This window comes from Aidingimonas lacisalsi, from assembly GCF_008079445.1.
GTDB lineage: Bacteria > Pseudomonadota > Gammaproteobacteria > Pseudomonadales > Halomonadaceae > Aidingimonas > Aidingimonas lacisalsi.
The window spans coordinates 91,426-112,716 of record NZ_VRYH01000006.1 but is presented as its reverse complement, the minus strand read 5'-3'; the positions used below and the strand labels follow the sequence as shown (position 1 = coordinate 112,716).

General features: G+C 58.6%; 22 protein-coding genes. 12 read left to right on the top strand and 10 right to left on the bottom strand.

The genetic code is table 11. The features are described 5' to 3' along the window. Positions 1 to 8 precede the first annotated feature (8 nt). From mlaD to FVV99_RS13660, 3 genes are read right to left on the bottom strand one after another with little or no spacing between them, the layout of a single operon-like run. Positions 9 to 473, bottom strand: coding sequence for an outer membrane lipid asymmetry maintenance protein MlaD (gene mlaD / locus FVV99_RS13670; RefSeq protein ID WP_148254645.1), 465 nt, complete (start codon positions 471 to 473; stop codon positions 9 to 11). Between the two features lie 16 nt (positions 474 to 489). Further along, positions 490 to 1,272 (bottom strand): lipid asymmetry maintenance ABC transporter permease subunit MlaE, encoded by a 783-nt coding sequence (gene mlaE / locus FVV99_RS13665; protein ID WP_148254644.1) that lies wholly within the window; start codon positions 1,270 to 1,272, stop codon positions 490 to 492. Continuing rightward, positions 1,272 to 2,081 carry an ABC transporter ATP-binding protein gene (locus FVV99_RS13660; RefSeq protein ID WP_148254643.1) on the bottom strand — a complete coding sequence of 270 codons (810 nt, stop codon included), beginning with the start codon at positions 2,079 to 2,081 and terminating at the stop codon, positions 1,272 to 1,274. Before FVV99_RS13660 ends, mlaE begins: the two co-directional genes overlap by 1 nt. 171 nt (positions 2,082 to 2,252) lie before the next feature. On the opposite strand from FVV99_RS13660, the gene FVV99_RS13655 reads away from it, so the two are divergent. The 11 genes from FVV99_RS13655 to FVV99_RS13605 all read left to right on the top strand — a co-directional run bounded on the left by FVV99_RS13655 (position 2,253) and on the right by FVV99_RS13605 (position 10,420). Beyond that, positions 2,253 to 3,206 carry a calcium/sodium antiporter gene (locus FVV99_RS13655; RefSeq protein ID WP_148254642.1) on the top strand — a complete coding sequence of 318 codons (954 nt, stop codon included), beginning with the start codon at positions 2,253 to 2,255 and terminating at the stop codon, positions 3,204 to 3,206. A 38-nt stretch (positions 3,207 to 3,244) separates the two neighbouring features. Continuing rightward, positions 3,245 to 4,225: a KpsF/GutQ family sugar-phosphate isomerase gene (locus FVV99_RS13650; RefSeq protein ID WP_148254641.1), complete on the top strand. Its 981-nt coding sequence runs from the start codon at positions 3,245 to 3,247 to the stop codon at positions 4,223 to 4,225. A gap of 9 nt (positions 4,226 to 4,234) precedes the next feature. Further along, positions 4,235 to 4,792: a KdsC family phosphatase gene (locus tag FVV99_RS13645; RefSeq protein WP_148254640.1), complete on the top strand. Its 558-nt coding sequence runs from the start codon at positions 4,235 to 4,237 to the stop codon at positions 4,790 to 4,792. Positions 4,793 to 4,806: 14 nt separating this feature from the next. After that, positions 4,807 to 5,412, top strand: a complete 606-nt coding sequence (lptC, locus tag FVV99_RS13640; protein ID WP_148254639.1) for an LPS export ABC transporter periplasmic protein LptC — start codon at positions 4,807 to 4,809, stop codon at positions 5,410 to 5,412. Continuing rightward, a complete protein-coding gene (gene lptA / locus FVV99_RS13635; RefSeq protein ID WP_148254638.1) occupies positions 5,409 to 5,939 on the top strand; it encodes a lipopolysaccharide transport periplasmic protein LptA in 531 nt (176 codons plus the stop codon). The genes lptC and lptA overlap by 4 nt, the downstream gene beginning before the upstream one ends. A gap of 7 nt (positions 5,940 to 5,946) precedes the next feature. Then, the gene (gene lptB / locus FVV99_RS13630) at positions 5,947 to 6,672 is read left to right on the top strand and encodes an LPS export ABC transporter ATP-binding protein (protein WP_148254637.1); all 726 of its coding nucleotides are present in this window, start codon (positions 5,947 to 5,949) and stop codon (positions 6,670 to 6,672) included. Positions 6,673 to 6,846: 174 nt separating this feature from the next. Further along, positions 6,847 to 8,259, top strand: coding sequence for an RNA polymerase factor sigma-54 (locus FVV99_RS13625; RefSeq protein WP_148254636.1), 1,413 nt, complete (start codon positions 6,847 to 6,849; stop codon positions 8,257 to 8,259). 117 nt (positions 8,260 to 8,376) lie between these two features. Beyond that, complete coding sequence (hpf, locus tag FVV99_RS13620) at positions 8,377 to 8,685, top strand: ribosome hibernation-promoting factor, HPF/YfiA family (protein WP_148254635.1); 309 nt, start codon at positions 8,377 to 8,379, stop codon at positions 8,683 to 8,685. A 3-nt stretch (positions 8,686 to 8,688) separates the two neighbouring features. Then, the gene (ptsN, locus tag FVV99_RS13615) at positions 8,689 to 9,174 is read left to right on the top strand and encodes a PTS IIA-like nitrogen regulatory protein PtsN (protein WP_148254634.1); all 486 of its coding nucleotides are present in this window, start codon (positions 8,689 to 8,691) and stop codon (positions 9,172 to 9,174) included. A 53-nt stretch (positions 9,175 to 9,227) separates the two neighbouring features. Next, positions 9,228 to 10,148, top strand: a complete 921-nt coding sequence (gene rapZ, locus FVV99_RS13610; RefSeq protein ID WP_148254633.1) for an RNase adapter RapZ — start codon at positions 9,228 to 9,230, stop codon at positions 10,146 to 10,148. A 2-nt stretch (positions 10,149 to 10,150) separates the two neighbouring features. Next, the gene (locus tag FVV99_RS13605; protein WP_148254632.1) at positions 10,151 to 10,420 is read left to right on the top strand and encodes an HPr family phosphocarrier protein; all 270 of its coding nucleotides are present in this window, start codon (positions 10,151 to 10,153) and stop codon (positions 10,418 to 10,420) included. A gap of 14 nt (positions 10,421 to 10,434) precedes the next feature. On the opposite strand, the gene pmbA is transcribed toward FVV99_RS13605, so the two are convergent. After that, positions 10,435 to 11,775, bottom strand: coding sequence for a metalloprotease PmbA (gene pmbA, locus FVV99_RS13600; protein ID WP_148254631.1), 1,341 nt, complete (start codon positions 11,773 to 11,775; stop codon positions 10,435 to 10,437). Positions 11,776 to 11,864: 89 nt separating this feature from the next. Here pmbA and yjgA point away from each other — a divergent pair, with 89 nt between their 5' ends. Then, positions 11,865 to 12,371, top strand: coding sequence for a ribosome biogenesis factor YjgA (gene yjgA / locus FVV99_RS13595; RefSeq protein ID WP_148254630.1), 507 nt, complete (start codon positions 11,865 to 11,867; stop codon positions 12,369 to 12,371). 89 nt (positions 12,372 to 12,460) lie between these two features. Here yjgA and tldD read toward each other — a convergent pair whose 3' ends face one another. From tldD to mreC, 6 genes are read right to left on the bottom strand one after another with little or no spacing between them, the layout of a single operon-like run. Next, positions 12,461 to 13,930, bottom strand: coding sequence for a metalloprotease TldD (tldD, locus tag FVV99_RS13590; protein WP_148254629.1), 1,470 nt, complete (start codon positions 13,928 to 13,930; stop codon positions 12,461 to 12,463). Then, the gene (locus FVV99_RS13585; RefSeq protein WP_148254628.1) at positions 13,927 to 17,760 is read right to left on the bottom strand and encodes a YhdP family protein; all 3,834 of its coding nucleotides are present in this window, start codon (positions 17,758 to 17,760) and stop codon (positions 13,927 to 13,929) included. The genes tldD and FVV99_RS13585 overlap by 4 nt, the downstream gene beginning before the upstream one ends. Before the next feature lie 4 nt (positions 17,761 to 17,764). Continuing rightward, a complete protein-coding gene (rng, locus tag FVV99_RS13580) occupies positions 17,765 to 19,228 on the bottom strand; it encodes a ribonuclease G (RefSeq protein ID WP_148254627.1) in 1,464 nt (487 codons plus the stop codon). A gap of 51 nt (positions 19,229 to 19,279) precedes the next feature. After that, positions 19,280 to 19,852, bottom strand: a complete 573-nt coding sequence (locus tag FVV99_RS13575; RefSeq protein ID WP_148254626.1) for a Maf family protein — start codon at positions 19,850 to 19,852, stop codon at positions 19,280 to 19,282. A 31-nt stretch (positions 19,853 to 19,883) separates the two neighbouring features. Then, positions 19,884 to 20,372: a rod shape-determining protein MreD gene (mreD, locus tag FVV99_RS13570; RefSeq protein ID WP_148254625.1), complete on the bottom strand. Its 489-nt coding sequence runs from the start codon at positions 20,370 to 20,372 to the stop codon at positions 19,884 to 19,886. After that, the gene (gene mreC, locus FVV99_RS13565) at positions 20,372 to 21,271 is read right to left on the bottom strand and encodes a rod shape-determining protein MreC (RefSeq protein WP_269090065.1); all 900 of its coding nucleotides are present in this window, start codon (positions 21,269 to 21,271) and stop codon (positions 20,372 to 20,374) included. Before mreC ends, mreD begins: the two co-directional genes overlap by 1 nt. Positions 21,272 to 21,291 lie beyond the last annotated feature (20 nt).

The window sequence follows — 21,291 nt, the reverse complement described above, 5'->3', positions numbered from 1 at the left end:
TACAAACGTCAATTTGTTGCCATATTCGACACAACCTGCTGGATCAACTCTTCCAGCACGATGGCAGACTGGGTGTCATTGATTCTATCGCCATCGGCCAACGTCTCGGGATCTCCGCCGACGGACAGACCGATATACTGCTCACCAAGCAAGCCGGCCGTCAGAATCGAGGCCGTGGTATCACGTGACAACTTCCCTTCGAGGTCGTCATCGATTTCCATGACGACACGTGCGTCATACCACTCCGTATCCAGTTCGATAGTGGTGACGCGTCCCACGGTCACCCCTGCCATGGTGACCCGAGAGCGAGGTTTCAGACTGCCGATATTCGCGAAGTTGGCTTCGAGAGTGAACGTATCTTCGGGAGTCTCGAAGGTCAGGCCACTCACGCGCAACCCGAGAAACAGCAGTCCCAGAATACCGGCCAGCATAAACAGCCCAACGCTTAGCTCCACCACCTTGCTGCGCTTCATTCCTTGTCTCCGACCATCAGGAAAGTCCTCCAAACATGAGCGCGGTCAGCACGAAATCCAGCCCTAGAACAGCGAGCGACGAATACACCACGGTGCGTGTCGTCGCCCGGGAAATTCCCTCCGCGGTAGGCACCAGGTCATACCCCTGGAAAACGGCGATCCAAGTGACGACACAGGCGAAGACCAAACTCTTGACCATGCCATTGCCGACATCATCGAGAAACACCACACTCGCCTGCATGTTACTCCAGTAGGAACCCTCGAAGATCCCCAGCCACTGCACGCCGACCAGATACCCACCCCAGATACCGACAACACTGAACCCTACCGTCAACAGCGGCAGAGAGACGAAGCCGGCCCATAAGCGTGGCGCAACGATACGACGCAATGGATCGACACCGATCATTTCCATGCTGCTGAGTTGCTCGGTGGCCTTCATCAATCCGATCTCGGCAGTCAATGCCGACCCCGCACGCCCGGCAAACAGCAGTGCTGTCACGACTGGCGCCAACTCACGCAATAGGGATAAGGCCACCATCTGCCCCAATGCCTGCTCGGCCCCGAAGTCGATCAGAATGGTGTAGCCCTGTAGTGCCAGCACCATGCCGATGAACACACCCGACACCAGCACGATCGCCAATGACAGCACGCCTACGAAATACACCTGTTGCAGCCAGAGTGACCACCCTTCACGCGAAGGAACGCCAAACGCCGAGCGAGCCAGGAACAGCCCTGCTCGTCCAAGCGATGCCATACTAGTGCATCCGACACGCCCCAGCCGCTCAATGCGATGTACCATCAAGCGCTCCTCGTATCGAGAATGTCGTGATAGTACGTCTCCGCCGGATAATGGAACGGCACTGGACCATCCGGCTCGCCATGCATGAACTGATGAACGCGCGGGTCGTCCTCGACATCCAGCGTATCCGGCGTGCCATGGGCCATGACGAGGCCATCGGCTATCACATAGACATAGTCGGCGATGGACAAGGTCTCCTTGATATCATGCGACACGACGACCGCCGTCAGCCCCAATGCTGCATGGATGCGCTTGATCAACTGCACCAGTACCCCCATGGATATCGGATCCTGTCCCACAAAGGGCTCGTCATAAAGAACCAGTTCCGGATCCAGAGCCATGGCACGGGCCAGGGCAACGCGACGAGCCATACCACCCGACAGCTCGGAAGGCATCAACGAACGAGCCCCTCGCAACCCCACGGCCTCCAGCTTCATCAGCACGATATCCCGAACCATCGAGTCGGGAAGATCAGTATGCACACGCAAGGGAAAAGCGACGTTCTCGTAGACGCTCAAATCCGAAAACAGAGCCCCACTCTGGAAGAGCATTCCCATACGCCGGCGCAAACGGAACAGCGCACGCCGGGACAGCGCATGCACATCATGGCCATCCACCAGAACGCGGCCGGCATCGGGAACCAGTTGCCCCCCGATGAGCTTGAGCAGTGTCGTCTTGCCGGTTCCGCTGGGTCCCATGATTGCCGTAATCTTGCCACGCGGAATCGTGAGGTCGACACCTCGGAACACGTCCACACCGCCACGGGCAAAATGCAGTCCTTCAACGACCACCAAGGGCGAATCTTCCATGGATCCACCTCCCGCCATCAAATTATCGAACATCGTATCTTAACCACCCCCTCGCCCGCCAGCTTTCGTCATGCGCTGCATGCATGCCAAGTGAGGGAATCCACCTTGCACTCAGAGAGTCGAAAACGTTTAATGTGGCCTCTTTTCCTAGCAAACAGGTGACATCCTTCGATGCTACTTGCCCTATTCAGCATGTTGGCAGGGCTGGTCGCCTTGCTCTGGAGCGCCGACCGCTTCGTGGGTGCCGCGGCCGCCACGGCTCACCGAGCCGGCATGAGCCCCATGCTGATTGGCATGACGCTAGTAGCACTAGGCACTTCCGCGCCGGAAATCGTCGTGTCGGTCATGGCCTCATTGGATAACTCTCCCGGGCTAGCCGTCGGTAATGCTCTAGGGTCCAACATAGCCAACATCGGTCTGGTTCTGGGCATCACGGCGTTGGTCGCCCCCATTCCCATTCGTTTCTCCATCGTACGCCGGGAACTACCGCTCTTATTGGGGGCTACCGGACTGGCTGGGTATACGCTTGCCAACGAACACCTTGGCCTTAGCGATGCCCTACTGCTGCTCGCCTTGCTGACATTCAGCCTCTGGTGGTTGATTCAAGCCGATAGTCTCGACGAGGCCGGGGGCGGCGACATTCCCGATATGACGCTGAACGCTGCGCTACTCTGGACAGTAGCCTCGCTCGGGATTCTGGTACTGGGATCCCGCGCCCTGGTCTGGGGGGCCATCGAGATCGCAACGAGGTTCGGCGTCAGCGAGCTGGTGATCGGACTGACGATCGTCGCCATTGGCACCAGCCTGCCCGAGCTGGCCGCCTGCATCGCCAGCGCAATGAAGAACCATCACGACATTGCCATTGGCAACGTCATCGGCTCCAACCTGTTCAACATGCTGGTCGTCATGCCCATTCCCGGACTGCTGGCCCCTGGCACAACGGACGCAGCCGCAGCAAACCGCGACTTTCCCGTCATGCTTGCGCTGACCCTGGCCCTAGGCGCCATACTGCTCTGGCAACGCCACAACAGTCTGGGACGACTCCCGGGAGCCGCGCTCGCAGTCACGTATTTCGTCTATCTTGGTGTATTGATTCACACCGGCACTCCGCTCATGCCCTCGTAACCTTGAGCAATCCTTCTGGACAGGCAAGAATTGACGTCATGACAACCGAAACAGACTCCTCTTTTCGCCATAGTGCTCAACGGACCCTGCAGCTCGAGCAGGATGCCATCGGCGCCTTGATCCCCCGCCTGAACGACGATTTCGATCAGGCGTGCCGATTGATCCTCGGCTGCACCGGGCGCGTCATCGTGACAGGCATGGGTAAATCCGGCCATATCGGAGGCAAGATCGCCGCCACGCTGGCCAGCACCGGTACCCCCGCTTTTTTCGTTCACCCCGGCGAAGCAAGCCACGGGGATCTGGGAATGATCACTCCCGGCGACATCGTCCTCGCCCTGTCGAACTCCGGCGAAACCAGTGAGGTCACCGCTTTATTGCCATTACTGAAGCGCATGGGCACCCCTCTGATCAGCATGACCGGCCGTCGTGGCTCGACACTCGCCGCTCATGCCGACGCCCACCTGGATGCAGGGGTCGCCCGCGAGGCCTGCCCTCTCGACCTTGCGCCGACGTCGTCGACGACCGCTTCGCTCGCACTGGGTGACGCACTGGCCGTGGCCCTGCTCGAAGCCAGGGGATTCACTGCCGAAGAATTTGCTCTCTCGCACCCTGGCGGCTCTCTGGGGCGGCGCCTGCTACTCCGCGTTTCCGACCTCATGCATCAAGGAGAACGCTTGCCGCAAGTCACCCTGGGTAGCCCGCTTCGCGATGCACTACTGGAAATCACCAACAAAGGACTCGGTTTCACCTGTGTGACCGATACCGAGGGGCGGCTGGAAGGTGTCTATACCGACGGAGATCTGCGCCGAACCCTGGATCAACATCACGACCTGAGAACCCTGGTCGTTGACGAGGTCATGACGCGTCCCGGCAAACGCATCGCACCCGATACCCTGGCGGCGGAAGCCGTCCGTATCATGGAAGACAATCGCATCACCGCACTCGCCGTCGTCGATGACGATGAACGCCCTATCGGTGCCCTACACATGCATGACCTGCTCAGCAGCGGAGTCATTTAAGGAGTCCAGATGCCCTCTGCATCCTTGCTTGATGATGCCACGCTGATCGACCGCGCACGCCGTATTCGCGTGCTGGCACTGGATGTCGACGGCGTGCTGACCGACGGCCAGCTCTATTTCCAGGCGGATGGTGTCGAAATCAAAGCATTTCATACACAGGATGGCCTGGGGATCAAACTGGTGCAGCAAGCGGGCATCGAGGTCGCGCTGATCACTGGCAGGACCTCTCCCATGGTCAGCCAACGTGCTACGGCACTTGGCATCGCGCACGTACATCAAGGACGCGACGATAAACTGGCCGCTCTGGAAGCGCTTTGTCGACAACTTGGCCTCTCGCTGGATCAAGCGTCATATGCGGGCGATGACCTGCCAGACCTGAGCGCTATCCAGCAGGCAGGACTGGGTATCAGTGTTCCCAATGCGCCTGTTTATGTCCGTGAGCACGCCGACTGGGTGACCGAACGTCACGGAGGACATGGTGCCGTTCGTGACATCTGTGACAATTTGCTGGCCGCCATGGGAAACTGGCCTGGCTTGCTCACGACGTATTCCAGTACCGAATGCTGAAACGGACTCCCACTATGACGCTTCGCCTACCCAAACCGCCCGCCAAGCTATGGGTGGGTCTGTTGATCGTTGCCCTGGGCATCATCCTGGCATTGATAGAACAGCGCGATGACCGGTCTCCGGGGCCCGTGCCAACAGGCGATACCGGCGAGCCCGATTACTACCTGGAAGGCGTGACCATGACGCGTTTCGATGCCGAAGGCACACCCCATCAACGGCTGAAAACGCCACGCCTGGTCCATACGCCGAATGACGACACGACGCGCAGCGAGACTCCCAAGGCCCGCTTCTTCGATAGCGAAGGCAGGACTTGGCTTGGCAGCGGTGACACCGGTAAGCTGGGACCTGGTAGCGAGCTGTTGACCTTACAGGGAAACGCCACTCTCATTGCCCCCAATGAAGGGTGGCAGCTCGAGACCGATACCCTGCACGTCGATATCGATGACGGGTACGCATGGAGTGATTCGCCAGCCCTGCTGCAAAAACCGCCACAACGTGTTCGCGGTGAACGCTTCGAGGCCTGGTTCGACGATAACCGCATGCGCCTGACCGATGAGGTCCGCGGCCATCACCCACCCGAGGCGAGTGCATCGTCCGCCCCCGAGGAACAAGGATCATGACGCGACTCTTCGCTTCAACTTTCGCCAAACTGATTGTCGGTGCGCTCCTAGCCACGACGCCTTTGACCCTATATGCCCTGGAAGGAGATGCCAGCGCCCCGATCGAAGTCTCGGCCGACCGACTGGATCTCGACGACAGCGCAGGAACGGCTGTCTATACCGGCGCGGTCGAAATGCAGCAGGGCAGCATGAAGCTGACCGGTGACCGTGTCGAGATTCTCCGCAATGATTCAGGGGAAGTTTCCCGCGTCACCGCGACCGGTGACGACCAGCGCGCCTACATCGAACAGCAACCAGCCGAGAACGAACCGGTAGTCAAAGGTTGGGGGCACACCGTGATCTACCACGCAGCCGAGCGGCGAGTGGAATTGTATGACGATGCCGAACTGCATCAGGCCCGGGACCGGTTCAGCGGTGCTTTCGTCGAATACTTCCTCGACCGTCGCCAGGTGCAAGCCCGTTCGCAACGTGAAGGCAGCGATGAGAGCCAGCGCGTTCACATGACGCTCAACCCCGAACAACAGTAGGTCGTCAATGAAGACTCTCCGCGCCAGTCACCTGGCCAAGAGCTATAAGCGCCGTCGTGTGGTTCAAGATATCAGCTTGACCATCGAACAAGGCCAGATCGTCGGTCTGCTGGGTCCCAATGGAGCAGGCAAGACCACGTCTTTCTACATGATCGTCGGCCTCGTGAGGGCCGATGCCGGCCATGTCTTCATTGACGAGCGTGACTTGTCGACAGCCGCCATGCATGAACGGGCACGGGCAGGTATCGGCTACCTCCCCCAGGAGGCCTCGATCTTTCGCAAACTGTCGGTCGCCGACAACATCATGGCCATTCTGGAAACCCGCAAGGACCTCGATCGCACACACCGCCATGAGCGCCTCGAACAACTTCTCGAGGAGTTCCATGTCACCCATATACGGCACAACGTCGGCATGAGCCTGTCAGGTGGCGAGCGCCGTCGTGTCGAAATCGCGCGCGCTCTGGCCACGGAACCCGATTTCATCCTGCTCGACGAACCTTTCGCCGGTGTCGATCCCATTTCGGTGGGCGAGATCAAGGGAATCATCCGCGAACTCCGCCGGCGTCATATCGGTGTCTTGATCACTGATCATAACGTGCGCGAGACGTTGGACATCTGTGATCGAGCCTATATCGTCGGCGATGGCCAAATCATTGCTGATGGTGATGCAGAAGCCATCCTATCCAACCAGCAAGTGCGTGACGTCTACCTCGGTGACGACTTCCGCCTGTAAGCGACTCCAAGGCTTACTTGGCAACATCATGATTTACTGTCAATAAGCATGCTAATGGCATGAGAATTGCGCACGGCACGTTTATTGCTTTCAAATTCGCCTATCCAGGCTTGCAAGGTAGCCAACAGCCGGATAACGTGTCGTTTTCCACGTCAGCGATGTATGCCTTTTGCTATGGCCATGAAACCCTCGTTGCAGCTCCGTGTCGGTACCCAACTGACCATGACTCCACAGTTGCAGCAGGCCATTGCCCTGCTGCAACTATCGACACTGGACCTCCGACAGGAAATCCAGCAAGCCCTGGAATCCAACCCCATGCTCGAACTCGACGATGACTTCAGCGAGCAGGAGGTGGCCGAGTCGCAAGAAGATGATTGGGTGACCGAGATTCCGGATGAGCTCACCGTCGATAGTGATTGGTCAGACACCTATCAGGACCTGGCATCCTCGACAGGTACCAGCGAAGGGCCTGATTTCGATCGTAATGCGACCAGTCAAAGCCTGCATGACCACTTGCGCTGGCAACTGGCCATGACCGATCTCGATCGACGTGATCGCCAGATCGCCGAAAGCTTGATCGACGCCGTGGACGGCAACGGGTATCTGGACAATGGACTCGATGACATCGGTGAAGGACTTCGAGCACAAGGACTCAACGGGCTCAAGCAAACCGATATCGAGCACGTCCTGCTGCGTCTACAACAGTTCGAACCTACGGGCGTGTTCGCCCGCGACCTTCGCGAATGCCTCATGCTGCAGCTTGGTACACTGCCCGACGACACCCCCTTGCTCCCCCAGGCCAAACGGTTGGTCCGACAGTTTCTCGAAGCACTGGGATCGGATGACCGCAAACTCCTCAAGCGGCGGCTTAGGCTGGACGATACACAACTCGACACCGTGATCGAGCTGGTGCGCGGGCTGGATCCGCGCCCTGGACAAGCCTTCGATGACAGCCAGAATGACTATGTCATACCCGACTTGATCGCCTATCATCGCGAAGACGGTTGGCATATCGAACTCAACCCGGATGCCCTGCCGAAAATGCGCATCCAGCCCGACTATGCGGCCATGATCAAGCGCGCCGACAAGAGTGATGACAACACCTTCATGAAGCAGCACTTGCAGGAAGCCCGTTGGCTACTGAAAAGTCTCTCTAGCCGTAACGACACCCTGCTACGTGTCGGACGTGAAATCATGTCCCGACAAATGGATTTTCTCGAACGGGGCGAGGAAGCCATGAAACCCCTGGTGCTTGCCGATATTGCGCAGACGGTCGACATGCACGAATCGACGATTTCGCGTGTCACCACCCAGAAATTCATCCACACCCCGCGTGGCGTTTTCGAACTGAAGTATTTCTTTTCCAGCCATGTCGGCAATGACGGCGGAGATGCTCACTCCAGTACCGCGATTCGCGCACGCATCAAGAAACTCATCAGTGACGAGCCACCACGCAAGCCGCTATCTGACAACAAGCTGGTGCAGGCACTGGCCGATGACGGTATCCAGGTCGCTCGGCGCACGGTCGCCAAGTATAGAGAAGCGATGGGGATTCCCCCCTCGAGCGAGCGCAAGCGACTGTCATGAAAGCGAAACAACGAGCTCATGCCCCCATGTCTGGAATCGTGTATGACAGGGGGTTTGCAGGACGGCAAAAAGGGTTACAATCGAAGTGAAATCCGTCGGCAGGAACAGGAGCGTGCCATGCAAGTCAATCTTACCGGCCATCACATCGAACTGACCGATGCTCTGCGTGACTATGTCAATGAGAAGCTCGCCCGTCTGGAACGCCACTATGACAATATCACCACGGTTCAAGTGACATTATCCGTCGAAAAGGAACGTCAACAAGCGGCTTGCACGCTACACGCTGCCGGCGCAGACCTGCATGCCGATGCCCAGGACAGTGACATGTACGCAGCCATCGATGCGCTGGCCGACAAGCTTGATCGCCAGCTAGTCAAACACAAGGAAAAGGCCCAGGCCCGCGCTCAGGGCGCCGGCGCTCGCTGAACCATGACATTGTCGTCCATTCTCCCCCCGGAACGTACCCTTTTCGACGTTACCGGGGGCAGCAAAAAACGCGTACTGGAGTTCTTCAGTACTTTCATCGCTCAGAACACCCCTAGCCTGGATAGCCAGGAAGTCTTCAGCCGCCTGATCGCACGTGAAAAGCTCGGCAGTACGGGAATCGGCAATGGCGTCGCCATTCCCCATGCACGCAGCCCTCACTGCAAGGCTCCGGTTGCCGGCTTTCTCAAGCTGGACGATCCCATTGACTTCGATGCCGTCGATGGAGATCCGGTGGATCTGGTCTTTGTCCTGCTGGTACCTGAGGAAGCCGACGATACGCACCTCGCCTTGCTAGCCCAGGTCGCCTCGGTCATGAACGATGCGGATACCCGTCACCAACTGCGTCATTGTGCCAGTCAGCAGCAACTGCATGAGACACTGATCGAGGCCATTCAACGGCATGGCGACGGATCCTCCCGGCCGGATTGACTCGACATGCCCGCAGGCATCACCTTGCCCGTGACGATAAGAAAGGAGCTGTCATGCAGATCGTGATCATCAGTGGCCGTTCTGGGTCGGGTAAATCGATCGCTCTCCAAGCGCTGGAAGACATCGGGTTCTATGCCATCGACAATCTGCCTGCCATGCTACTGGGCTCGCTGGTGGATGAACTTCAGGCCGGAGACAGCAAGCAAGCATCTGTCGCCGTAAGTATCGATGCACGCAATCTGCCGGACTCGCTCAAGCGATTTCCCGACATGCTCGACACCTTGCATGAACGTGGCATCGCTTGCCAGATCGTCTACCTGACAGCCGAGGCCAAGACCCTCCTGGAGCGTTTCTCAACGACACGCCGTCGCCATCCCTTGACGCGAGAAAGCGATATGACGTTGGCGGAGGCCGTCGATTCAGAAGAGAAGGCGCTGGCTGAAATTCGGGATCTCGCTGACTTGGTCATCGACACGTCAGGACTGTCGGTACACGACTTGAGAGGCCGAATCACAGAACAAGTGGCCCGGCACTCGGCAAGCAAGCTGACCCTGACTTTCGAATCGTTCGGCTTCAAACGAGGGGTACCGCTGGATGCCGACAATGTCTTCGATACTCGCTGCCTGCCCAACCCCTACTGGGATCCATTGCTGCGACAATCGACCGGACGAGACGCTGACACTATCGTATTCCTCGAGAGCTATCCGGACGTCCTGACAATGGTCGAAGACATCCGACAGTGGCTCGAACGCTGGTTACCTGCCTATCAGGCCAGTCATCGCAGTTACATGACCGTCGCCATCGGTTGTACCGGAGGACAGCATCGCTCCGTATATATCGCCGAACGACTCGCGCAGACATTCGCCCAACAGTACCCGGACGTTCGCTTGAGACACCGGGAACTCGGCATTCACACTGCTATCAGCCGAACCTCATCACTTGCTACGGAAAGTTCGTCACATCAAGGGATCTAGGCATGCCGACTCGTCAGTTGACCCTGGCCAACAAGCGCGGTCTACATGCGCGAGCCGCAACCAAACTGGTACAGTGCTGCCAACCCTACCAAGCTCATGTCATCGTATCTCATCGAGGACGCGATGCAGATGCCGCGAATGTCATGTCGCTCATGATGCTCGCGGCACCATGCGGCTCGGTGCTCGACATCCTGGCAGAAGGCGAGGATGCCGAGCAGGTTCTCGATGCACTGGAAACGTTGTTCAACGCTCGATTCGATGAGGACGCATAGTGCAGATCCCGCCCTCAGGATCCAGCCACTGTCATTTCCTCTATCAACCAACTGCCGGAATGGATGCTGCCCCGTGTATCGGTATCGTCGCCAACACCCATCAATCCAGCGAACATGTCACGCAGATTGCCTGCAATGGTGAACTCTTCAACCGGATGCTGGAGCTTGCCGTCTTCGACCCAAAACCCCGCTGCACCACGTGAATAATCCCCTGTCACGCCATTGACACCCTGCCCCATCAGCTCAGTCACGAACACCCCGGATCCCATCTTCGTCAGCAGGGATTCACGCGATTCGAGAGGAGCCTGGAGACGCAGGTTACGTGCACCGCCAGCGTTGCCGGTCGTTTCCATACCCAAGCGGCGAGCGCTGTAAGCCGATAACATATAGCTGGCAAGACGGCCATTCTCAATGAAGACATTATCGCGCGTATAGACACCATCGTTGTCAAACGCGCTGCTCGCAATGGCCCCCGGCTCCCGAGGTACCTCCTTGAGAGTGAACCACTCGGGAAACAGCGATTGACCCAACCCATCACACAGGAATGAGGCTTGGCGGTACAGGGCGCCTCCGGCAATCGCACTCATCAAATGCCCTATCAGCCCACTCGCCAGCCTGGGGTCGAACATTACCGGCATACGCCCTGTGACAGGGCGAGTGGCACCGAGTCGGCTCAAGGCTCGCTCGGCCGCCGACACACCCACTTCGGCCGGTTCACGCAGCTTGCGTGGATCCCGTTCGCTGGTGTAATCGTAATCGCGTTGCATGCCTTGATGATCTTCCGCAATCAGTACACACGACAGCGAGTGTTGGCTGCCCCGCTGACTGCCCAGAAAACCATGACTATTGGCATAGACACGCACACCCTCTCCACTGGAAAAGCTGGCTCCATCGGAGTTGCTGATCCCCGCCACCTCGCGACCTGCCGTCTCGCAGGCCAAGGCATGGTTGATGGCTTCGTCGGTAGTCAGAGGCCAAGGGTGATGGACATCCAGATCGGGTATCTCCTTTGCCATCAATGCGGCGTCGGCCAACCCTGAGGCGGGATCGTCACCGGTATAATGCGCTATGGCCATTGCCTGCTCGACAGCGGCGCGAATCGATGCTTCACCGGCATCCGAGGAAGAGGCGCTCCCCTTGCGCTTACCGACGTAGACTGTCACCGCAATACCCTGATCCCGCGACAGCTCGATGCTTTCCACTTCGCCCAGACGCACACTGACATCCACGCCCTGGTCAACACTCGCCCCCACCTCACAGGCGTCGGCTCCCAACCGCCTGGCTTGATCCAGAGCAGCCTCAGCACGCGATTCGAGCAGTGCCTGTTGTGCAGCGGCATCAAATGCCTGAGTCATTGATAATCTCCTCGCCTCTGTCCCAGATATCTCTTAACGACGGTCTAACTGATACAATCGCCATTCACTTCGTTGCGGACAATGACGGCATGCCATTCAATACCTCCGATGACCAGGATCGCCCCAGGAGTAAAACGCAGCGCAAGCGAGAAATGCAGGCGCGACAAGAACTCGGTGAGAAGATCATGGCACTTCCTGGCTCCCAACGTGACCGATTGCCATTATCCGATGACATGCGACAAGCCCTCGAGGAAGCCGAACGCATACGCTCACATGAAGCGCGTCGACGACACATGCAGTATGTCGGCAAATTGATGCGCCACGAAGACGTTGACGCCATCCAGACAACCTTTGACCTCTTCGAACAGGATAAACGGCAACGCGACCAACGCCTCCACCATCTGGAGCGATGGCGAGACCGATTGATCGACGAGGGCGACTCGGCAGTCGAAGCGTTCATCAGCGAATTCCCCAGTGTCGATCGCCAAGCCTTGCGCCAACTGATCCGCAACGCACAACGTGAACGCGATCGGCAAAAGCCTCCGACCAGTGCTCGCAAACTGTTCAAGCTCCTGCGGGATACCGCCGGCCTTTGAAGCGCCGGTGCTGAGCACCGGCAAGAAAGACGGAGGAATGACGGTCCGTTGTTGCCCGTTGGAGGGATGACATGGTCACCCTCCCAGCGTCACGATTGCGTACCGCCGACCGTCAGTTCATCCAGTTTCACCGTCGGCTGTCCGACGCCCACCGGCACCCCTTGGCCTTCCTTGCCACAGACACCAATGCCGGTATCCAGCTCCATGTCATGGCCAATCATCGATACCCGCGACATGGCCTCGGGCCCATTCCCGATCAGCGTCGCTCCCTTGACCGGCGCCGTGATCCGACCATCCTCGATCAGATACGCTTCGCTGGCGGAGAATACGAATTTTCCGGAGGTAATATCGACCTGCCCACCACCGAAACTGACCGCATACAGTCCATGCCGGACACTTCTGATGATATCTTCAGGTACATCATCGCCCGGTAGCATGTACGTATTCGTCATGCGGGGCATCGGCATATGGGCATAGGACTCACGCCGGGCATTGCCCGTCGGCGCCATGCCCATCAGACGCGCATTCAGTTTGTCCTGCATATACCCCGTGAGAATGCCATCCTCGATCAATGCCGTATACGCCCCCGGCGTTCCTTCATCGTCAACACTCATCGAGCCACGCCGATCTGCGAGGGTGGCATCATCCACCACAGTGACACCGGGTGATGCCACCCGCTGTCCCATGCGGCCAGCAAATGCCGAACTGCCCTTGCGATTGAAGTCGCCTTCGAGACCATGCCCTACGGCTTCATGCAGCAGGATCCCCGGCCAGCCGGGCCCCAATACAACGGGTACCTGGCCAGCGGGCGCATCGACGGCCTCCAGATTGACCAGTGCCTGGCGGACGGCCTCACGGGCATAACGTTCGGCCACGCCCTCCTCACGCAAACGCGACATGGCAAAGCGTCCGCCACCACCGGCGCTGCCGCGTTCGCGACGTCCATCACGAGCAGCTATCACACTGACATTGAAACGTACCAGCGGCCGAATATCCGCCGCCAGGGTACCATCGCTAGCCCGCACGAGGACGACCTCATGCACCCCCGTCAAGGACGCACTGACCTGGGTGACAGCTGGATCCGCGGCGCGCGCAACACGATCTGCCGTTTTCAGCATCTCGATCTTGTCTGCGGCCGACAGGCCACTCAGTGGATCGATACCGGCATAACGCTCGATGACCGGCTTGACGAGGCGCGGTTCCACTCCGAGTCGTGCGCCACTGCGCACGATCCCCGCTGCCGTATGGCCGCTGTCAGCCAGGGCATCCGGACTGATCTGATTGGAATAGGCGAAGCCGGTCTTCTCACCCGCCATGGCACGCACACCGACACCACCATCGATGTTGTAACTTCCTTCCTTGACTTCGCCGTCTTCCAGGACCCAGCTTTCATGCCAGCTGCGCTGCATATACAAATCGGCAAAGTCCACACCGGCCCCCATGGCGTGAGCTAGCCCCGTATCCAGTGAATCCAGATCCAATCCACCCGGAGCAAGCAACGTTGCCACGGCCTCGTCGAGCAATGTCTGTTCACTTGGTTCTGGAAAGGGTTGATTCATTCGGCTTGTTCCAATGAAATCTGCGGCGCCGTCAATGGACCACGCACGCGATAATGAATTTGAGTCGCCCGATCGATGGCACCGCCAAACAATTGGTGCGCGACGAACAACGCGCCTCCGATCAAGGGAGAACCAGCGGCCACTGCTGCCAACGGCAAATTCTGGCTTACTGGTACCGAGACCCCAAGACGTTGATCGAGTTCACGACGCACCAGATCCACAGTGCCCTCGAGGCGAAATACGGTTGCAGGCCCATCGATAACGACCGGCCCCTGAGTCTCCAGGATTCCACCATACAATGTTGCCGCACCTTTGACACTGTCAAACGACGTTCCCTGCTCAGCGACATCGGAAAAATCCAGCCGCAGACGCCGTAGCAGGTTATCGACATTGAGCAGACCGATGAGCTTTGCCGACGGTGCATCTATATTGAGAAAGCTCCCATTGGCCAATTCGATGTCGAGATTCCCGCGCGAGCGTTCCAGACCGAATTGCCAGGGCGCCCCGGGCCAGGCCAGTTGTGATTTGATGCTGGTCTGTTCATTGCGAATGGTGACCGGCTGCCCCAGGCGTTCGAGTGCCGTCCCGACATCGCCACCATCGAGAGACAGCCGTGAGCGCGTCAAACTCGACTCATCGCCCGAGGCTTCCCAGACCAGCTCTCCCTCGGCGGCGACATCCCCCAGCGTCATGCTGACGGGAGCGAGACGCAGGTTTCCAGGTGACGAACGCCATCGCGTCGTAAAGGGCCCCAGACGATGGCCTTGATACGTCAGTTCGGATACGCGTAAACGCCCATCGGGCAGGTCATCGATCCCATCCGGCATTGGCACTGGCGTAGGTGCCGTCGCGATTTCATCCAGAAATTCGTCATCACCAGTTTGCGCCTCGGGCAACAAGGCATCGAGGTCGAGCCGCGAGAGGGTCATATCCAGCGTGTCGCTCGCCCCTGGCCGGTAGTAGAATTCCCCATCGGCCAGAGTGCCGCTCACGTCGGCCCGCCAGGCTTGTGGTGCTTGTAATGGGTCACCCTCAATACCCAGTGAGCCCAGGCATCGAGAGTTATAGGCGAGACAATCCGTTTGCAGCACGACGCGCCGGATCGTATCCGTACCACGACCGACATTACCGTCACGCTGCGTGCCCAGTGACGACAGGGTATCGAACCAGTTGCCGACGTCTAGCCGGGGGGTCCGCCAGGCGACATCCCATCCCTCGACAGCGGGCCACTCGGGTGATTCCGGCCAGCGCTCCAGCCAGGCCTGCCCCTGACTGGTGTTCCCCCATTCACGCCAACGCAACTTGACGCGCTGATCGAGCTCCGCATTCAGCTCACCAGCGCCAAGGTCGGCGGCCAGGCGCAAGGGTGCCGACTCCTGAGGACGCTTGCCAAACGGAGCCGGCAGATCGATGGCCATGCCGACGAGATCGCTCGCCACCGTCAGCTCAGGCCCGTCTTTCAGCGCCAGGTTCGCTTCATAGGGCAGCTCCCCGGTGACCAGACTCGCAACATCACCACCCCCCATCCAATCCGATAATCCGTCTGCCTGGGCTTGTCCTTCGATCGACACCCGATCGTCCCGAGTGTCTATGAGCACCTGAATCGGACCGCCGAAAAGTTGTCCATTCACCTCGCCTGCCAGATGGCCATTGGTGTCATGATGCCGATAGGTCAACTGCCCCGTAATGGCGTTCATTGCCAACGACGCTGGACGATAGCGCAATTCGGGAACATCGAGATCCGTCACCAATTCAAGCTCGAGTGCCTCGGGGTCATCTAACGGCATGGCCATCTCGAGTTCGCCATTCATCACGCCTCGACCTTCCCAGGCATCGAGCTCGATATCGGCGTCGAACGCCGGAATAGCCGCAAGATAGGAGAGCCACTGTTCAGTCGTCCCTTCCAACGTGCCTGTCACGGACAATGACTCATCATCATCCAACCCGACACGGGCATCACGTGTAACGATGCCATGACTTTCGGCTTGCGCAATGCTAGCGGCAAGGCGGTCATTGGCGTAGGACACCTCCCCTTCCACGTCCTCCAGTATCGGCCAATCTTCGCCAATGGGCAGGCGGCCTTGTGTCACATCCAGAGCCATCTGCAAATCGATCGCCTCATCATCCGGCTCCTCCGTCAGCGGCAGCTTCAACGATACACTTCCCTGCTCGACGATACCGGCAGCACCAAGAGACAACCAGTCCACCAGGTCGTCATCAAGAACAGGGAGCGGTAACCACTGCGAGACGGGGGTATCGATGGCATTGACATCGGCAAATTCCAGATCGAGCGACAATTCACCGGGACGCTGCCCGCCCAGATCGAGCTGGAAGCGGCCGTTAACCGGCGCATCTCGCCATACTGCCTTGAGAGCGTCCCCCGTCAGTCGGGTCCGATCACCGGTGCGTTGCCATTCCACACGTCCTGTGGCCAGCTGCAAGGCAAGCGGGGCATCGAATATCTCGGGAAAGACCAGATTCATTCCGTCATCGCCGGCAAAGCGTATGCCCCCCCCATCACGCTGCAACTCCAACCAAGCGTCTATGGGTCCCCCACCAGGTATCGACTGCCACGGATCTACCGCCACGTCATCCAACGCCGCTTCCAAGCGCCATTCCTCGCCTGCTCCCTTCATCGCCACGCCCGTGACTCGCCCACGTGGCGACAAGGCAGCAAGCCAGCGATCCAGGAACTCAGGCAGAACCAATCGCTCACGCCAGCGAATCAGGGAAGCCAGATCGAATGCATCGGTCTTCAGCCACCAACCATCAGCATCACCGGCAGCTTGCCAATGCCTCGGCAAGGCTGGCCCAAGCGCATCCCGACCATCATTCTCGGTGCCCGCAGCGGCATCACCGGCAGAGGTATTCAACCAAGCCTGCCATCCTGTCTCGCTCCGTAGCCACTGCCCCGATGCGCGCACGTCATTCATGGCGTAACTGACGTTGCTCTCGCTTGGGCGCAAGGTCAATTGCGGAATATCTACAGCGACTCTTACGTCATCCAGTGAGGCTCCATGCCAACGCCCCCATAACTGGGCCTTCCCCTCGGCGTCCTCCAGACGCATGCCATGATCAAATGGCAACAAGCGGCTTAATCCGACGAGACTGGATACATCCATTTCCGCCTGCAACGCGGCATTGAAATCGGCAAGGCCGTGGCGCCCGGGGAGAAGATCCAGCGACGCTTGCAACGCGACGCCCTCTCGGCCTTCGACATTGACCCAACCCTCGATGTGGGTATGGTGACGATCACCAGTGATCATCAGTTGAGGGGCGTTGAAAGCGGTCTGGCCATCGCGGCCATGCAACACCACCCGCACATCGTCTGCATGGATGCGTTGCCGCAGCAACGCCTCCAGCCACGCATTGAGTTGGGATAGGTCGAAGCGCTGGTCCGGGACCATGAAGGGGGGAAGGGTCGCAGGCTCGGGCCAGTGCCAGGAGCCATCCTCACGCTGGTATAGATGCAGCGTCACGTCATCCAGGCTGGCAGCGTTGGTCACGGGCAGCCAAGCCGTTAACGACTGCCACGTATCCACGCGTAGCGCGGCCTGCCCGATATCCAGCAAGGGCTCGCCGTTGCGTCGCCCCCGAAAGCGGAGCCCTTGCAACGCTAACATCGGGTCGCCGGCTTCCCATCGGGCCGACAAGGCTGCAATGTCAACGTCAGCGTTGAAAGAGGACGCTAACCCGGACACCACATCGGGACGCAACGAATCCACCTGGCTGGCCAGGATACGCAGCACCAGCACCAGGATGGCCAAGGTCCCCAAACCGACAGCCAGCAACGTCAATGCCCAACGCAACAACAGGCGGAACCTACTCATGGGCTCACATCAGTACGATATCGTACTGCTCCTGGGAGTAATGAACCTCGACCTGGAAGCTGATGGTCTTGTTGATGAAGACCTCAAGATCGGATACCGCCGCCGACTCCTCATCAAGCAACCGATCAACCACCGCCTGAGACGCCAACACCATGTACGACTCGGGACTGTAGGCACGCTCCTCACGCAGAATCTCGCGGAAAATTTCGTAACACACCGTCTCCGGCGTCTTTAACGTGCCTCGCCCGGCACAGGTGGGACAGGCTTCACAAAGGGTCTGCTCAAGGCTTTCGCGGGTACGTTTGCGCGTCAGTTGTACCAAGCCCAGCTCAGTGACTCCAGTGCACTTTGTCTTGGCATGATCGCGCTCCAGCGATTTCTCCAGGACACGCAACACTTGGCGTTGGTGCTCCGTATCTTCCATGTCGATGAAATCGATGATGATGATGCCGCCAAGGTTGCGCAAGCGCAACTGGCGGGCAATCGCGGTAGCCGCTTCAAGGTTGGTCTTGAAGATCGTTTCTTCAAGATTGCGATGACCGACATAACCACCGGTATTGACGTCGATCGTCGTCATCGCTTCGGTAGGATCAATGACCAGATAACCACCGGATTTCAATTGCACTTTCCGCCCCAACGCCTTGAGGATCTCGTCCTCGACGCTGAACAGATCGAAAATAGGCCGCTCGCCGGGATAATATTCGATGCGGGGTACGGCATCCGGCATGAATTCGTGCGCAAAGTCGATCAAGTTATCGTAGTTTTCCCGAGAATCGATACGTACCTTTTCGATCTCATCGTTCATTAGATCCCGGAGGGTGCGAATGTAAAGCGGCAGGTCATCATAGATGACGCTGGGTGCTGGTGCGGTAAAACGACGTTCATTGACCTTTCGCCAAAGGCGCAATAGAAAATGCATGTCGGTATAGAGTTCCTCCTCACCGACACCTTCGGCTGCGGTACGTACGATGAAACCACCGGTGATCTCGAGCTCTTGCTTCGATTGGCAGAAGTCGGTCAGTTCACGCAGGCGTTCCCGTTCCGTATCTTCTTCGATACGCTGGGATACGCCATTATGTGGTGACTCAGGCATGTAGACCAGATAACGCGACGGTACCGAAAGATGGGTGGTCAGGCGTGCCCCCTTGGAGCCGATCGGATCCTTGGTGACCTGCACCACAAGGGCCTGCCCCTCATGCAACAGGTGACCTATCGACGCAGGCTCACTGGTCGATGAGTCCGGTGCGGTGACATCCTGGGCATGGATGAATGCGGCACGATCGAGACCGATATCGATAAACGCAGCCTGCATGCCAGGCAGTACCCTGACCACCTTCCCTTTGTAGATATTGCCGACAATGCCCCGACGTTGGGTACGTTCGATGAAGGCTTCCTGCAAGACGCCGTTCTCGACGACAGCCACCCGAGTTTCCATCGGCGTCAAATTGATCAAGACTTCACCACTCATGCGGCATTCCTTATCGAGTGAATGGCGGCATTATGACATAGCTATACGACGTCACGGCCACAGCGAAATTCCTTGTCGGACCAACAACGTCGCGGTTTCATGCAAAGGCAGCCCAACGACTGCAGAATAACTGCCTTCAAGACGCGTCACGAAGACGGCGCCCCGCGCCTGGATAGCGTACCCGCCGGCCTTGTCCGCTGGTTCACCAGTCATCCAATAGGCAGCAATTTCTTCGGCACCGATCTCACGCATACTCACCCGCGTCGTAACACAGCTTTCCAGCAAGCCGGCCGGCCCATCAATCGCAACCGCGGTCATGACATCGTGCGTGGTGCCGGATAACGCGGCAAGCATCTGCTCAGCATGCATGCGGTTCCGAGGTTTGCCCAGGATGGTTCCATCATGCACCACCACCGTATCGGCTCCCAGCGTCGGCAAGGAGGTCAGCCCAGCCCCGGCCAGCGCCTTGTCACGGGCAAGACGGGTCACATAGGCGGCAGGTGCCTCTTGGTCGCGAGGTGTTTCATCGACGTCGACGACCTGCACATCCACGTCGAGACCAATCGAGGCCAACAGCTCCCGACGACGTGGCGACGCTGAGGCAAGACATAGCGATGCCGTCATGACAACCCTCCGCTGCCTACCGGCCCCCGCATCAAGCGATAGCCAAGCGGCGACGCAGCGATTGCAACATGGTGAATAACCAAGGCCATAGCACGGCACCGATCAAGGATGGCAACAGGAATGCCAAGTGAATGGAAAACGGGCCGAACAGTGTCAGTATCCACTGCTCGGTAAGCTGTACGATTCCCAACAGGATGAAAACAAGCACGGACTGTTGGAGCAACGAGTAGGCTCTGAACCGCTGATAGACCAGAGCAGACAGGAATGCCAGTAACGATAGAGTCAAGGCATTCTGCCCCAAGGGTGTGCCTTCAATAAGATCCAGCAGGAGCCCCATGACAAAGCCGTGCATCACCCCGACCCGTTGGGGCGCAGCCACACACCAATAAATCAATATCAGACCCAGCCAATCGGGACGCCACATCAACCAGCGGTCCGCCAACGGCATGACCTGCAGACATAACGCCAACAACAAGCTGAACCATGTCAGCAACCAGCCGCGCAAGGCAGAAGACACCATCAGCGACTCAACTCCCTGGGCGGTTTCATGATCGAGAAGGACTCATCCCATAGTCCGTCATCATCCTCGGGTTCTACAGGAGGCGGAGGAAACAACAACAGGAAATGGCGCGATCGCTGCAGTTGAGCCACAGGCTCCGCACTGACACTCGCGAACGGCTGACCGGGATCGTGCTCTACACTGGTCACCCTGGCGACGGGATATCCAGACGGGAAGCGCCCCGCCAACCCCGAACTGACCAGCAGATCTCCTTCTCGAATATCGGCGGTATTCGGCACATGACGTACATCGAGTGAATTATAGTGCCCCGTTCCCTGCACGATGAAACGCAGACCATTTCGATTGATTTGAACCGGTAGGGCATGACTGGCATCAGCCAGCATCAACACCCGGCTCGAGTAGGCCGACACCGCTGTCACTTGCCCAACGACGCCGGACGCATCCATGACAGGCTGGCCGACGTAAGCACCATCGCGGCGCCCCCGATCGATGACCATTTGATGAGTGAAGGGGTCGGAATCCAACGACAAGAGCTCTGCTGTGATATAAGGCATTTCACCTTGAGGCGCCGCATTCAGCAACTCCCTCAGCCGAACGTTATCGGCGGTCAGGCTCGCCATACGCTGGACACGGTGCGACAACGTCAACAACTGCTCACGAAGACGCCGGTTCTCTTCGACCAGTTCACGTTGCTCGGACAACGCCAGCGCGCCCCAGGTCAAGACATCGCTGGGAACGCTGACCAGCCACTGAATCGGAGCGACTACCGTTGTCAGCTGAGCACGGACATCTTCCATACGCGAGAAACGGTGCTCGGCAAACATGAGCGCAAACGCCAGAAACGCACACAATAGCATGCGATATCCCGGCACCGGCCCGTGTGAGAACAACGGTTTGATAGGCGTCCTCCCAGCAGCCC